Annotated in this window: 16 protein-coding genes; 4 read left to right on the plus strand and 12 right to left on the minus strand. The window is 72.1% G+C overall.

All coding sequences use genetic code 11. The features are described from left to right. The first annotated feature begins 80 nt into the window (after positions 1–80). The gene (gene panB, locus COUCH_RS30575) at positions 81–923 is read left to right on the plus strand and encodes a 3-methyl-2-oxobutanoate hydroxymethyltransferase (protein WP_249608665.1); all 843 of its coding nucleotides are present in this window, start codon (positions 81–83) and stop codon (positions 921–923) included. 61 nt (positions 924–984) lie between these two features. Continuing rightward, entirely contained in the window at positions 985–1434 is a 450-nt protein-coding gene (locus COUCH_RS30580) for a VOC family protein (RefSeq protein ID WP_249608666.1), read from the plus strand. On the opposite strand, the gene COUCH_RS30585 is transcribed toward COUCH_RS30580, so the two are convergent. From COUCH_RS30585 to COUCH_RS30600, 4 genes are all read right to left on the minus strand, one after another. Continuing rightward, positions 1431–2855, minus strand: a complete 1425-nt coding sequence (locus COUCH_RS30585; protein ID WP_249608667.1) for an RNB domain-containing ribonuclease — start codon at positions 2853–2855, stop codon at positions 1431–1433. The genes COUCH_RS30580 and COUCH_RS30585 overlap by 4 nt on opposite strands. A gap of 61 nt (positions 2856–2916) precedes the next feature. Further along, a complete protein-coding gene (locus COUCH_RS30590; protein WP_249608668.1) occupies positions 2917–4101 on the minus strand; it encodes a hypothetical protein in 1185 nt (394 codons plus the stop codon). 87 nt (positions 4102–4188) lie between these two features. Continuing rightward, a complete protein-coding gene (locus COUCH_RS30595; protein WP_199517057.1) occupies positions 4189–4395 on the minus strand; it encodes a hypothetical protein in 207 nt (68 codons plus the stop codon). Positions 4396–4543: 148 nt separating this feature from the next. Then, positions 4544–5566, minus strand: coding sequence for an aspartate-semialdehyde dehydrogenase (locus tag COUCH_RS30600; protein ID WP_249608669.1), 1023 nt, complete (start codon positions 5564–5566; stop codon positions 4544–4546). Between the two features lie 111 nt (positions 5567–5677). Here COUCH_RS30600 and COUCH_RS30605 point away from each other — a divergent pair, with 111 nt between their 5' ends. Next, entirely contained in the window at positions 5678–6478 is an 801-nt protein-coding gene (locus COUCH_RS30605) for a class I SAM-dependent methyltransferase (protein WP_249608670.1), read from the plus strand. 42 nt (positions 6479–6520) lie between these two features. Here the strand turns inward: COUCH_RS30605 and COUCH_RS30610 are convergent, their stop codons facing one another. The 8 genes from COUCH_RS30610 to COUCH_RS30645 form a co-directional block, all read right to left on the minus strand. Continuing rightward, positions 6521–7138 carry a M15 family metallopeptidase gene (locus COUCH_RS30610; protein WP_249608671.1) on the minus strand — a complete coding sequence of 206 codons (618 nt, stop codon included), beginning with the start codon at positions 7136–7138 and terminating at the stop codon, positions 6521–6523. Positions 7139–7218: 80 nt separating this feature from the next. Next, the gene (locus tag COUCH_RS30615) at positions 7219–7833 is read right to left on the minus strand and encodes a GTP cyclohydrolase II (protein ID WP_249608672.1); all 615 of its coding nucleotides are present in this window, start codon (positions 7831–7833) and stop codon (positions 7219–7221) included. Between the two features lie 91 nt (positions 7834–7924). Next, positions 7925–9073 carry an ABC transporter permease gene (locus tag COUCH_RS30620; RefSeq protein ID WP_249608673.1) on the minus strand — a complete coding sequence of 383 codons (1149 nt, stop codon included), beginning with the start codon at positions 9071–9073 and terminating at the stop codon, positions 7925–7927. Positions 9074–9139: 66 nt separating this feature from the next. Further along, entirely contained in the window at positions 9140–9850 is a 711-nt protein-coding gene (locus COUCH_RS30625) for a hypothetical protein (RefSeq protein ID WP_249608674.1), read from the minus strand. Then, entirely contained in the window at positions 9843–10757 is a 915-nt protein-coding gene (locus tag COUCH_RS30630; RefSeq protein WP_249608675.1) for a serine/threonine dehydratase, read from the minus strand. The genes COUCH_RS30625 and COUCH_RS30630 overlap by 8 nt, the downstream gene beginning before the upstream one ends. 10 nt (positions 10758–10767) lie before the next feature. Further along, a complete protein-coding gene (locus COUCH_RS30635; protein WP_249608676.1) occupies positions 10768–11829 on the minus strand; it encodes a type I glyceraldehyde-3-phosphate dehydrogenase in 1062 nt (353 codons plus the stop codon). 585 nt (positions 11830–12414) lie between these two features. After that, entirely contained in the window at positions 12415–12771 is a 357-nt protein-coding gene (locus tag COUCH_RS30640) for a hypothetical protein (RefSeq protein WP_249608677.1), read from the minus strand. A gap of 88 nt (positions 12772–12859) precedes the next feature. Then, entirely contained in the window at positions 12860–13093 is a 234-nt protein-coding gene (locus COUCH_RS30645; RefSeq protein ID WP_249608678.1) for a hypothetical protein, read from the minus strand. A 127-nt stretch (positions 13094–13220) separates the two neighbouring features. On the opposite strand from COUCH_RS30645, the gene COUCH_RS30650 reads away from it, so the two are divergent. Further along, a complete protein-coding gene (locus COUCH_RS30650) occupies positions 13221–13658 on the plus strand; it encodes a MarR family winged helix-turn-helix transcriptional regulator (protein WP_430641010.1) in 438 nt (145 codons plus the stop codon). The last annotated feature ends 9 nt before the right edge of the window (positions 13659–13667 follow it).

Below are 13667 nucleotides of genomic sequence, written 5' to 3' on the forward strand. Positions count from 1 at the left end.
CGCGGGGCCACCCCGGGTGCGACGATGCGAATCGGAACCCGGGGACCGCACCACCGCGGCCTCGAGGGAAGGAGACGACGATGTCCGAGACACCCGCCGAGGTGCCCACCCTGTACGGCGGCCCGCCCACGCGCCGCGTCCGCACCCGCGACCTGCTCGCGGCCAAGGAGCGCGGCGACCGCTGGGCCATGCTGACCTCGTACGACCAGTACACCGCCGCGCTGTTCGACCGTTCCGGCATCCCGGTGCTGCTGGTCGGCGACTCCGCGGCCAACAACGTCTTCGGGTACGAGACGACGCTGCCCGTCACCACCGACGAGCTGCTGCCCCTCGTCCGCGCGGTCGTCCGCGCCACGACCACCGCGCTCATCGTGGCCGACCTGCCCTTCGGCTCGTACGAGGAGGGCCCGGTGCAGGGCCTGCGCACCGCCGTACGGTTCATGAAGGAGGGCGGGGCGCACGCCGTCAAGCTGGAGGGCGGCCGCCGCGTCGCCGAGCAGATCCGCGCGATCACCGGCGCCGGCATCCCGGTGATGGCGCACGTCGGTTTCACCCCGCAGAGCGAGCACGCCATCGGCGGCTACCGGGTGCAGGGCCGCGGCAGCGCCGCCGAGGAGGTCATCGCCGACGCGCGGGCGGTCGCCGAGGCGGGCGCCTTCGCGGTGGTGCTGGAGATGGTGCCGGGCGAGGTGGCCAAGCAGATCACCAAGGAGTTGCCGATCCCGACCGTGGGCATCGGCGCGGGCCCGGACACCGACGCGCAGGTGCTGGTCTGGCAGGACATGGCCGGTCTGCGCGAGGGCAGGGCGCCACGCTTCGTGAAGCGGTACGCGGACCTCGCCGGCGTGCTGGGTGACGCCGCCCGCCGCTACGCCGACGAAGTTCGCAACGGGGAGTTCCCGACCGCGGAGCACACCTTCTAGATCCAGGGCGAACCCGGGCAAGATCATCTATCGTGGCAGACTTCGTACCAGGAGGTGTCACGTGTCCGTTCCTGCCCGGGTCAGCCTCGCCACCCTCGGCGTGGCCGACGTCGTCCGCGCGACCGAGTTCTACGCCTCGCTCGGCTGGCGGCTGTCGCCCGCCTCGGTGCCCGGGGTGGTGAGCTTCTTCCACACCGCCGGCGGCCTGCTCTCGCTGGTGGCCACGGACGACATCTCCGCGGACGCGGGGCTGCCGACGCGCCCCACGCCACCGAACCCGGCCACCGACTTCCGCGGCACGATGCTGGCGATCAACGTGGAGAGCCCCGCCGCGGTCGACGAGGCCCTGCGCACGGTCGTGCAGGCGGGAGCGACGCTGGTCAAGACCGGCACGCAGGCCGAGTGGGGCGGCTACCTGGGCTACTTCACCGACCCCGACGGGCACCTGTGGGAGGTCACGTACAACCCCGCCTGGCCGCTCGACCCGGCGGGGGTCCCGCACCTGCCCTAGGGGTGCTCGAAGCGGACCGTACGGGTCTTCGGGTCGGCCTCGGCCAGGCGTACGGGAATCCGCTCGCCCAGCGGCAACTCCCCGGCGCAGCGGGCCTGCACGGCCGGCTCGTCGATCGCCACCGTCCCGCCGGCCGGCCGCGGCTTGCCACCGGCTTCGGCCGGATCGTCCACGTCCAGCACGCCGGCCTCGAACGTCTCCCCCACCCGGTGCGCCAGCAGCACCGCCTCGGCGAGCGACACGGCGCCCCGCTCCGCGGCGGAGGCGACCCGGTCCGTCGTGGCCATCGTCTTCGGCAGGCGCGGCAGGGCCTCGCGGACCCAGCCCGGCACCTCGCGGCCCTCGTGCAGCGCGAGGCAGGCTTCGGTGGCGTACCGGTCGGCCAGGCGGCGCAGCGGCGCGGTGACGTGCGCGTACGGCGCACCCACCCCGCCGTGCCCGGTCTGCTCCGGCGCCGCCCCGTCGAACGCCGTGTACCCGGCCCCGCGCAGCAGTTCGGCCGCCTGCATGAGGAACGCGGCCCCCCGTGGCCCGGCCGGATCCACCGACGAGACGACCGCGCCGACCGAGGCGCCGTCCGCCCACGTGACGCCCAGCGACGCCGCGGCGGCCCGCAGTTTCTCGACCGCCTCCGGCCGCGGCGGCGGCATCGTCCGGAGCAGCCCCACGCCGCCGCCCAGCATCAGCGTCGCGGCGGCCATGCCGGTGAGCAGCGAGATCTGGGCGTTGTGCTCCTCGACGGGCAGCGGGGCCCGCAACGTCAGCCGCCACCCGTCCCCGTCGGGCTCGACCTCCTGCTCGGGCAGCGGCAGGTTCACCGCGCCCCGGGCGGCGGCCCGCGCCGCGAGCAACGTCCCGATCTCGGGCAGCAACGCGACGGCCTCGGCGGCGGTGCCCGCGTCGACGGCCTGCTGCACGCCGGCGTAGTCCAGTTTGGCCCGGCTGCGGACGCGCGCCCGTTCCAGCTCGACGGCCGCGATGGCCCCGTCGGCGTCCAGGTCGATCATCCACAGGACGGCCGCCCGGTCCGCGTCCGGCAGCAGGCTCACGGCGTCCTCGCTCAGCACGGTCGGGTGCAGCGGGACCTTGCCGTCCGGGAGGTACACGGTCTGGCCGCGTACCCAGGTCTCGGCCTCCAGCGGACCGCCCGGCCGCACGTACGCGGCGACGTCGGCGATCGCGTACCGCACGCGGTAGCCACCGGGCCGGCGGCTCAGGTGCAGGGCCTGGTCCAGGTCCCGGGACGTGGGCGGGTCGACGGTCACGAACGGCACGTCGGTGCGGTCGGTGGCGGGCAGCGGTGTGGCGGCCGCCTCCGCCGCCTCCTCGAGCGCCGCGGCCGGGTACCCGTCCGGAAGGTGCAGCTCCCGCCGCAGGTCGGAGAAGTCGATGCGCGGAGCCACAACCCGTTTGATCGGCACGGGTCATTCCTAACACGCGACAGGGCCGCGCCGTCGCCGGCGCGGCCCTGGGTACGACGGATCAGCGCTTGGCGGTCGCCTTGCGTGCCGTGGTGGACGCCGCGCGCCCGTTGCCGGCCGCGGTCGCCTTCCGGGCGGCGGCGGGGCTCGCGGGCTGCTTGACCCGGCCGGCGTTGGTGGCCGAGGTCTTCGTCATCGACGCGGGCTTCGCGTTGGCCGACTTGGCGGCGGGCCGCACCTTCGCGGCGGCGGCGTTGCCGGTCGCTGCCTTCTTCGCCGGGGCGGCGGCCGCGGACTTCTTGACCGGAGCCGACTTGGCGGTCGCCGGCTTCTTCACCGGAGCGGCCTTCACGGTCGCCGGCTTCTTCACCGGAGCCGGCTTGGTGGCCGCCGGCCTGGCCGCGGTGGCCTTGGTGCCGGCGGACTTCGTGGCGGTGGCCTTGGCCGGGGCGGTCCTGGTCGCGGCCTTGGCCGGGGCCTTCTTCGCCGTCGTCTTCTTGGCAGCGGCCTGCTTGGTGGCCGTCGCCTTCGTGGCGGCGGCGGTCTTGGCGGGCGCCTTCTTCGCGACCTTGGCGGGGGTGGCCTTGGAGCCGGCCGCCGTCGACTTCTTCGCGGCGCTCTGCTTGACCGGGGCCGCCTTCTTGGTGGCCGACGCCGCCTTGGCCGCGGTCGACTTCACCGCGCCGGTCGCCTTGGCCGCGACCGACTTGACGGCCGACGTCGCCTTCGCAGCCGCGCCGCCCTTCGCCTTGCCGGCGGCCGGCTTGGAGGCCTTGCCGGCGGCCGGCTTCGAAGCCTTCACGGTGGCCGGCTTCGAAGCCTTCGCGGCGGCCGGCTTGACGGTCGCGGTGGCCGGCTTCGAGGCCTTCGCGGCGGCCGAAGTCTTCGAGGCTTTGGCGGTCGACGCCTTCGCGGTCGACGCCTTCGCGGTGGAGGTCTTGGCCGAGGACGCGGGCCTGGTGGCGGTCGAGGTCGCGGCGGACGTGCGCTTGGTGGCCGTCGACGTGGCGGCGGACGCGCGCTTCGGGGTCGTCGCCGCGGCGGTGGTGGTGGCGCGCTTGGTGGCGGCCGAGAAGGCCGCGGCGGTCCGCTTGGTGGCGGTCGCGGTGGTGGCGCCGCGCTTGCCGGCGGCCGAGGTGGCGGCGACGGCGCGCTTGCCGGCCGCGGGCTTCGGCGCGGCGGCCGGCCGGGCGGCGGGCTTCGTCGCGGCAGCCCGGGTCGGGGCGGCCTTCTTGGTCACGGCCATGGGGTCGTTCCTCCTAGCGAATGACTGCGGGCTAGTCTCCGCACGGAGACCGAAGATTCCGGCTTGGACACAGCGGTCGTGCCGGGTCTAGCTGACCTCCCCGGTCCAGCGGGCGTCCTCGGCATCCCACGCCGCATTGCGCTTCTCGACGGTCTCGAGTGCCCGCGTGGCGTCATCAGCGGAGGCGTACGGACCGAGCCGGAACTGGGCAGGACACACGTCGTCCCCGGACTCGACCCGGTCATGCCGGAGGCACCAGAAATAGCCGCCCCCGCCAGGCCCACTGTCGTTCATGACATCACTGTGCACCTCAAACCGACCATGCGCTACCGATTCAGGCAAAAAGCCCGGTTTTTCCATAGTGGAGCGTCGAGAAGACCCCCCGAAGGAACGACAAAACCCGCCCCACCGACGTGGTGGGACGGGCTCTGCGGAGCGGCGATCAGAGCGACCTGGCGACCACTTCCGCCACCTGCACGGCGTTGAGGGCGGCGCCCTTGCGCAGGTTGTCGTTCGACAGGAACAGGGCCAGGCCGTTGTCGGCGGTCTCGTCGGCGCGGATGCGGCCCACGTACGTCGGGTCCTGCCCGGCCGCCTGCAGCGGGGTGGGCACGTCCGACAGCTCCACGCCGGGCGCGGAGGCGAGCAGCTCACGCGCGCGGTCCGGGCTGAGCGGCCGGGCGAAGCGGGCGTTCACCTGCAGCGAGTGGCCCGTGAAGACCGGTACGCGCACGCACGTGCCGGAGACCCTGAGGTCCGGGATGCCGAGGATCTTCCGGCTCTCGTTGCGCAGCTTCTGCTCCTCGTCGGTCTCGCCGAGGCCGTCGTCGACGATCGAGCCGGCGAGCGGGAGCACGTTGAACGCGATGGGCCGGGCGAAGGAGCGCGGCGCCGGGAACTCGACCGCGGCGCCGTCGTGGGTGAGCTCGGTGGCCCGGTCGGCGACCTTCTTGATCTGCTCGTCGAGCTCGGCCACGCCGGCCAGCCCGGCGCCGGAGACGGCCTGGTACGTGGTGGCGACCATCGCGACCAGCTGGGCCTCGTCGTGCAGCGGGCGCAGCACCGGCATCGCGGCCATCGTGGTGCAGTTGGGGTTGGCGATGATGCCCTTGGGGCGCTGCGCGGCGGCGTCCGGGTTCACCTCGGCCACCACGAGCGGGACGTCGGGGTCCATCCGCCAGGCGGAGGAGTTGTCGATCACCACGGCGCCGGCCTCGGCGACGCGGGGCGCGAACTCCTTGGAGCTGCCCTTGCCGGCCGAGAACAGCACGATGTCCAGGCCGCGGAAGTCCGCCGTGGCGGCGTCCTCGACCGTGACTTCGCCGTTCTGCCAGGGCAGGGTGCGGCCCGCGGAGCGCGCGGATGCGAAGAGCCGGAGCTGGTCCACTGGGAACTGGCGCTCGGCCAGGATGCGGCGCATGACGCCACCGACCTGTCCCGTCGCGCCGACGATGCCGATCCTCATGGCGACAAAAGTACGGCCCCATCTGCGCGTACGGAAATCAGGTATCCGTCACGGTCCCACAGAGTGAGATTGTTCTCCCGAAATACGAGACGTGGTCCTAGCGTCGGTGGCATGGCTGCTGTCTACACCCACGGGCATCACGAATCGGTCCTGCGCTCACACCGCTGGCGCACCGCAGAAAATTCGGCCGCGTACCTTCTCCCCCACCTGACCTCCGGCGCGACCGTGCTGGACGTCGGCTGCGGCCCCGGCACCATCACCGCCGACCTGGCGACACGAATCACACCCGGCCGCATCACCGCCCTCGAGATGACCGACGACGCCCTGGACCTCGCCAGGACGGAGATCGCCCGGCGCGGCCTCACGAACGTCGACTTCGCCGTCGGCGACGTGCACGCCCTCGACTTCCCGGACGACACCTTCGACGTGGTCCACGCCCACCAGGTGCTCCAGCACGTCGCCGACCCGGTCCGGGCCCTCCGCGAGATGCGCCGCGTGACCCGCCCGGGCGGCATCATCGCGGTCCGCGACAGCGACTACGCAGCCTTCACCTGGTATCCCCGACTCCCAGCCCTGGACGACTGGCTGGACCTCTACCAACGCGTGGCCCGCGCCAACGGAGGCGAACCCAACGCCGCCCGCCACCTCCTGGCCTGGGCCCACGCCGCCGACCTCACCGACGTAACTGCGACATCGAGCACCTGGTGCTTCGCAACAGAAGAAGACAGAACCTGGTGGGGATCCCTCTGGGCGGACCGCATCACCAAATCGGCCATGGCCCGCCAAGCCCTGGAAAGCAGAGCCGCCACAGAGGCAGACCTCCAGCGCATCGCCGAAGGCTGGCGAACCTGGGCCGCAAACAAAGACGGCTGGCTGTCGATCCTGCACGGAGAACTGATTGCGCGCGCGTGATCGAGTAGATGGACCACAACGGCTTCGGGGGCAACCACAAACCTAGGGCTTGAAGGCCCAGTGCCAAGGCTCTCGAGGAACGTTCTCGTGGAACCCGTACTCGGAAGCATGCGACCGCATCCAAGCCTGAGCCTTCGAGTTCAGATCAAGGTCGGTGGCCATCCCCCACCCGTGCTCGCTGGTACCAGGCTTCGCGGCCAGCCCACCCTGCGAGTACAGCCCCTTGCGCCGAGCCACATCGACCTGCTCGCCATAGGACCGGTACGAGTCCGTGATGCCGATGTGCACCCCTTGGGCCTCGGCGTCCGCGATCATCCGGTTCAGCGACTCGGCCGCCGGCGCCCACAGCTTGTGCCCGGTGGTGCCGACCTTCTCCAGCGCCGACGCCGGGATCTTCCCGTTGCCGTACGCGGCCAGCTCCACCGGAATGCCCTTGCCGTTCAGCTTGTACGTCTTGTCGGCCGCCGCGGTGGACGCGGTCGCCTGCGTATCCATCGCGTCGGCGAGCGCCGAGGCGAACGAGGCGCCGGAGGCAGAAGGGGCCGACGTGGTGGAGGAGGCCGACGAAGCGGGCGAGGCCTTGGCGGCCTGCTGGGTCTGCAGCGCGATGATGCGGCTCTGGATGTCCGCTATCCGGTTGTTGACGGCCTCGATCCCCACAGCGAAACCTCCGCGCGTTAGTCCGGCCTGACCCCTGTCCGTTCGGCGTGGTCCTGCGATGGCTGAGCGTGAGGGTGAACTCAGACGGCCAGCGGCAGGTCGATCGTGTGGGCGGTGTGCGACACCTTCGCCTGCAGGTAGCGCACGTTGGCGTCGGAGGCGTGCACGCCCGTCGGCACCATCGACCGGACGTCGATGTCGTGCGCCCGCAGCTGCGCCGCCTTGTCCGGGTTGTTGGTCAGCAGGTCGACCGTGGTGGCGCCGAGCACCGAGAGCATCTGCGCCGCGGCGGTGTAGTCGCGTTCGTCGTCGGCGTGCCCGAGTGCCCGGTTGGCCTCGTACGTGTCCAGGCCCCGGTCCTGCAGCGCGTACGCGTCGAGCTTGGCGTACAGCCCGATGCCGCGGCCCTCCTGGCGCAGGTAGAGCAGGTAGCCGCCGGCCGTGGCGATGCGTTCGACGGCCTCGCGCAGCTGCGGCCCGCAGTCGCAGCGTTCGGAGCCGAACACGTCACCGGTCAGGCATTCGGAGTGCGGCCGGACCAGCGGCACACCCGCGCCGGCCACGTCGCCCAGCGCCAGGGCGAGGTGCTCCTTGCCGTCGGCGAGGCCGTCGAAGGTGATGACCTCCGCCGTGGTCGCGTACCCGTCCGCGAACGTGAGCGGGACGGTGACACGGCTGCGAATACCCAAAGACATGACGGCTCCCTCTGGCACTTGATGCTTCAAGTACGGATCGACCGTACTCCGCATCGGTCAAGGGAATCCACGAGCCGAACGTCACAACGGATCAAGAAGTGGGCAGGGGAATCCGCGCCGGCTCGCGGACGTCGTTGCCCTCGATCCGGTCCCGCACCTCCAGATCGAGCTCCGAGGTGCGGTCGCTGCGGTTGGGCAACAGGTTCGTGACCAGCACCAGCGCACAGCCGATGCCGGCGTACAGGCTGAGCACGAGCAGGTGCCCGCCGATGGGCGCGGCCGGGAAGTAGAGGTTGTCGCGGACCGCCTGCACGCCGGCGCCCGTCGGCAGGTTCATGCCGAGCACCCGGCCGAACGCGGGCAGGAACTCCGGGAGGATGCTCGCGCCGCTGATGACCGTGCCGACGGTGAAGTAGAGGCCGCCCAGCAGCGCGCCGCCGGGACCCAGCAGCGCCACCGCGCCCGCGGTCGACCCGGTGATCGCCAGCGAGACGAGCGCGAAGATCCCGAACATCTCCCAGCGGTCCGCGCCCGTGCCGACGCCGAACCAGCTCATCGACCACAGCACCACGGCGGCCGAGCCCAGCGCGTACACGAGAAGGGTTGCCAGGTGGCCGAGCCCGCGCCGCCAGGACCGGCGGGTCCGCGGGATGAGCCGGCCGAGCCCGACGGAGGCGATGGTGCCGCCGAGCGCGAGCGCCTGGGTGAGAAAGCCCAGCGAGGCGCCGTTGACGTCGTCGGCGGGCAGCGGCACCACGTCGGTCACCGGCGGCGGTGTGGCCAGTGCCTGCGCCTGCGCGATGGAGATCGTGCCGTCCTGCTGGGCGAGGCCGGCGAGCTGCTGGGCGTTCTGCTGCGCGGTCACGCTCGTGTACGTGGTCCGCAGCAGGCTCGCGGCGGCGGTTCCCCCGGCGCCGGCCACGTACAGGTGCGGCTGCGCGGCGGTCACGTCGACACCGCCGTACACGTCGCGGCGCCGGATGGCGGCCTGCAGCTCGCCGGCGTCGCGGTACATCCGCACCTCGAAGACGCCGTCACGCTCGAGCAGGTCGTTGATGGCGGCCTGCTTGCCGACCGGCGACACCAGGCCGACGGGTACGTGGTGCGGTGCCGCCTTGTGCCCCATGCCCAGGTAGTACGCCGTCAGCGCGAGCTGCACGGCGGCCCCGGCGAGGCAGACCACCAGCGCGAACCGGCGGAACTGCCGCACCGACTGCACGCGTACGTCGTCAGCTGTCATGGTCATCAGCATCGCGGAGATCACCCCGCGCGCGCAGACGGTTGGCTCAGGCCGCCGGCGGCCCGCTCACGCGCCCAGGGCCCGGTCCAGCTCGGCGAAGAGCTCCCCCGGCGGTGCGGGGTCGAGCTTCAGCCAGAGGGCGCGGCCCGCCTGCCACGCCGCCTCCACATCCTCATGGGTACGCCCCAGAGCAGCCAGAGTGGCGGCGCCGAGTTCGCCCTCCGCCCGCCGCGACGGCGTGAGCCAGTGCTCCGTGCGGCCCTCGGCGAGGCGGGCCATCCAGAGCAGGTGCCGCTGCGCGTGTGCCAGCGCGTCCAACTGCCGCAGCCGCTCGCCCCGCTCCCCCACGTGGTACGCGAGCAGCAGCCAGTTGGCGAAGCGCCCGCACACGTCGGCACCGGTGTCGAGCTCGCCGGCGGGCATGGGCAGAAGGCCGTGGCGGTCGACGATCGGCACGATGCGGCTCGCCGGCCACTCGGCGACGGCGGCGATGTCGGTCGCGCGCGCGAAGTGGAACTCGCCGCGGATCAGGCCCGGGAAGAAGGCGACGTGGCTGCCGAACTCGTTGCGGACGACGTACGTGACCGGCGCGATCCGCTCGATCCACGCCCGCTCGTCGCCCGGGTCCTCGGCGAAGAACAGCCAGAACTCGATGTCGCTGTGCTCGTCGCCCTCGCCGGTCGCGAAGGAGCCGTACATCAGCGCGGCGTCGAGCCGGTCGTCCGCGGCGCAGACCTCCCGGGTACGGGCGATGAGCCGCTCGTGCCGCTCAGGCAAGGGTCGACGGATCGGTGTTGGCGCCGCAGAGCAGCACGACGACGTGCTCGCCCGGTGCGGGGACGTACGCACCCGCGGTCAGGGCGGCCTGGGCCGCGGCCGTACCGTGCTCGACGGCGAGGCGGTAGTCCTCCCACAGCCGGCGGCGGGCCTCGACGATGGCCTGGTCGTCGACGAGCACCGACTCGATCCCGGCCTCGGCCGCGGTCCGGAAGGCGATGTCGCCCACCCGGCGGGCGCCGAGGGAGTCGGCCGCCACCCCGGACACCGGCACGTCCACCGGCTCGCCGGCCTCGAGCGCGGCGTGCAGGGCGCGGGCGGTACGCGGCTCGACCGCCACCACCTTCGCCCGCCCGTGCAGCGCCGCGGCGACCCCGGCGATCAGCCCGCCGCCGCCCACCGCCACCAGCACCGTGTCGAAGCCGCCGGGCAGCTGGTCCAGCAGCTCCAGACCCAGCGTGCCGTTGCCCGCCACCATGTCCGGGTCGTCGTACGCGTGGCAGAACAGCGCGCCGGTCGACTCCGCGTGCAGCACGGCCGCCGCGTACGCCTCCGCGTACTCCTCGCCGACCTGGGTGACCCGCGCGCCCAGCTTGCCGAGCTTGGCGACCTTGACCGGCGGGGCGGTGACCGGCACGTAGATCTCGGCCGGCGCACCCAGCTCCCGGGCGGCGTACGCGGCGGCCAGACCGGCGTTGCCGCCCGACGCGGCGACCACCCCCGCCTCCGGAAGGCCGTGCTCGGCGGCCGCCAGGATCTTGTTGAGCATGCCCCGGGTCTTGAAGGAGCCGGCGTGCTGCACGAGCTCCAGCTTGAAGGTCGTGGAGCCGTCGGTCAGGACGGGCGTCCGCCGGGCCCGGCCGGCGATGCGGCGGGCGGCGGCCTCGATGGCAGCGGCAGGGATCACCGGATCCGTTCTACACCACGGCCGGGGTGTAGCGGGCGCCCGCCGGCACGGGCTCACGTTCCCCCACCAGGCGGGCCAGGTCGAGCACCCGGTGCGAGAAGCCCCACTCGTTGTCGAACCAGCCGCGCACCTTGACCCCGCCGTCGGCGGTGGTCTGCGTGCCGGACGGGTCGAACAGGCAGGACGCCGGGTTGTCCCGCACGTCGATCGACACGGTCGGGTCGGGCTCGTAGTCGATGAGGCCCCGCATCGGGCCGGCGGCGGCCTCGGCCATCGCCCGGTTGACCTCGTCGACGCCGACCGGGCGGTCGGTGTACCCGCCGAGCTCGGCGAGCGAGCCGATCGGCGTCGGCACGCAGTAGTAGCTGTAGCGCACGTCGCCGAGCTGCGGCAGCGCGACGCTGATCAGGTCGCCGGCGACGTGGTCGTGCGGGATGATGCTCTCCGCGGTGGCGCGGCCCAGCCGCGGGTCGTCGCGCGAGGTGCCGCTCGTGGTGTCGTGGATCTTCTGCCAGCCCTGGGCCGCGAGCACCACCGACGTCTGTACGCCCCGCAGCCCGAACCGGTCGAGCAGCACCTTGGCCATCATCGACAGCGCGTTCACCCCGCAGGAGGCCGGCGACACGACGTCGTGCCGGGCCGGGTCGTACGTGTGGTGGTTGGCGCCCCACACCAGGATGGCGTCGGGGTCCACGGCCGACGCGCTGATCACCACCTTGCGGGCGCCGCCGTGGGTGATGTGGGTCCGCGCGACGTCGCCGCTGCGGAACCGGCCGGTCGCCTCGATCACCACGTCCACGCCGGCGTCGGACCACGGGATCCGCCCCGGCTGCGACTCGCGGAACGCCCACACCGGACGGTCGGCCACGACGAGCCGTCCGGGCGCCGTCTCCACCGTGCCCGCGAATCGCCCGCGTATGCTGTCGCGTTTCAACGCGTATGCCAATCGGTCCAGCGGCGCGATGTCATTTAAGGCAGCAACGGTGATTCCTGCCTGCGGGGCGGCCGCGGCGATGCGCATAATGCTGCGCCCGATCCGGCCGAAACCGTTGATGCCGATCCTGACACTCACAAAGAACTCCTCGCGCCGACCGAATTCCCTGCACACCGCGACGCGACCGCACCGGACATCCAGCGAACACTCGGCGTCACATATCAGACACTATGAGTGTGCAACTTGCACGTCAACCGGAGCGGCACGTGGAGAAGTTCACGATCATGCAGCGCGGTGGCGCGTCACACCGACGCCGGTCTACTCACCCGATCGTCCGCTCCGGACAGAGTTAACCACCAGCCATTTCAGCCTATTCCGCGGGGGTGGGCCGACGAGCGGAGTCGATCTGCGTGAGTAGTCACATCCGGACAGACCCGCCATGCCCGCTCCGGAGGGCGGCGCCGACGGTTCGATCACGGCCCGTACCGCCCGGCGGACGGGACATCGTCGCAGCTAAATGGCATCGTGCGGCCATTCCGGCGCACGCCGGCGCCTACCGGCGGAACGGATCACCGGGCTTTCGGCGGCACGGCGGACCGGGCAATTCATTCACGTACCGTGCAGCTTTGCGGCACCGGAAACCGGCCGGGACGCGCCGGGCCGGGATTCCCGCTCTCCCGCTTTCCGTGTCGCGACAACCGATTCCGTCGAACGGCGCGGGGCCTACACCAGGACGGTCAGCGACTCGACCGCGTCCCGCGCGAAGTAGTAGACGGCGTGCCCCTGGTGCCGGACCAGCAGGCGGCCGATCAGCTCCCGGTCGGCCCGTGACGCCGGGACCACCAGCAGCGAGTGTCCCTTGTGGAGACCCTCGACGTACAGGTTCATGATCGCCGCGTCGCTGCCCCAGTCCCGCAGCCGGCAGCGCTCGGGGTGCTGCGGGCGTACCTCCACGGGAGCGAAACCCGCGGCCTGCAGCGACGCGACCGCCGCCTGCACGCATCGCCCGTCGGGGAAGAGGCCGGCGACGGCGTTCGCCGGCCGGGCCACGAACTCGGCGGTGTCCTGGGGGGTCTGCATGCTCGCCTCCTGGGGAACGGCTTGCCCGCAGATTAGGTCGGTGGCTCACTGTCGGGAACGCGGCAGCCGGATGCCCGACAGAAATGCATCACAGCGGACGCCGTCCCGCCTCCCGCGCCAACCGCTTGCGTTCACGCTGCTCACGGGTGTACTGCTTGCGCGCCTCGAGGTCGCGCTTCCAGCCGTCCCGCGCGTCCTGCTCGCAACCGTGCACGGCGTTCGACGTCTGGGCCGGGCCGATCAGCGATCGGAAGAACCAGTTGTCGAAGGTGGCATGGAACCAGCGCAGGAATCCGCCCCGCTCCGGGCTCGACGTCGGCATGACCCGCCCCCTCATGATCCATCGATGCCATGATCCGTAGATGGTTGGTGCCCCAATAGTTGGTGCCCCAACTGTTGGTAGTCTAGCGGGTGAACCGAGGAGATCAGCAGTGAGTGACCCGAGTGACATCGCCGACCCGCTGGCATTGGAAGAGCAGGTCTGTTTCGCCCTCTCCGTGGCGGCGCGCAGCGTCGTGGCGATCTATCGTCCGATCCTCGAGCCCATGGGCCTGACCCATCCGCAGTACCTGGTCATGCTGGCCCTGTGGCAGTACGCGCCGCTGTCCGTACGCCGGCTCAGCGAACTTCTCGCCCTCGACCCCGGCACCCTCTCCCCGCTGCTCAAGCGCCTCGAGGCGATCGGATACCTGGTCCGCGAGCGGGACCAGTCCGACGAGCGCAGCCTCGCGATCACGCTCACCCCCAAGGGCCGGGAGCTGCGGGCCGAGGCCGAGAAGATCCCACCGGCCGTGGTCCAGCGGCTGGGGCTGCCGATCGCGGATCTGCAGCAGCTACGCACGGCACTGACCCACGTCATCACGGCCGCCAAGCCGGCAGGTCCGTAGCTGACGATG

The sequence above is a fragment of the Couchioplanes caeruleus genome (assembly GCF_023499255.1).
Classification (GTDB): Bacteria; Actinomycetota; Actinomycetes; order Mycobacteriales; family Micromonosporaceae; genus Actinoplanes; species Actinoplanes caeruleus_A.

Bases quoted from the DNA above. Each gene is read 5' to 3' on its own strand.
- panB (WP_249608665.1), top strand. From the start codon at position 81: ATGTCCGAGACACCCGCCGAGGTGCCCACCCTGTACGGCGGCCCGCCC.
- COUCH_RS30590 (WP_249608668.1), bottom strand. From the start codon at position 4,101: ATGGCCGTGACCAAGAAGGCCGCCCCGACCCGGGCTGCCGCGACGAAG.
- COUCH_RS30595 (WP_199517057.1), bottom strand. From the start codon at position 4,395: ATGAACGACAGTGGGCCTGGCGGGGGCGGCTATTTCTGGTGCCTCCGG.
- COUCH_RS30600 (WP_249608669.1), bottom strand. From the start codon at position 5,566: ATGAGGATCGGCATCGTCGGCGCGACGGGACAGGTCGGTGGCGTCATG.
- COUCH_RS30605 (WP_249608670.1), top strand. From the start codon at position 5,678: ATGGCTGCTGTCTACACCCACGGGCATCACGAATCGGTCCTGCGCTCA.
- COUCH_RS30615 (WP_249608672.1), bottom strand. From the start codon at position 7,833: ATGTCTTTGGGTATTCGCAGCCGTGTCACCGTCCCGCTCACGTTCGCG.
- COUCH_RS30620 (WP_249608673.1), bottom strand. From the start codon at position 9,073: ATGACAGCTGACGACGTACGCGTGCAGTCGGTGCGGCAGTTCCGCCGG.
- COUCH_RS30640 (WP_249608677.1), bottom strand. From the start codon at position 12,771: ATGCAGACCCCCCAGGACACCGCCGAGTTCGTGGCCCGGCCGGCGAAC.
- COUCH_RS30645 (WP_249608678.1), bottom strand. From the start codon at position 13,093: ATGCCGACGTCGAGCCCGGAGCGGGGCGGATTCCTGCGCTGGTTCCAT.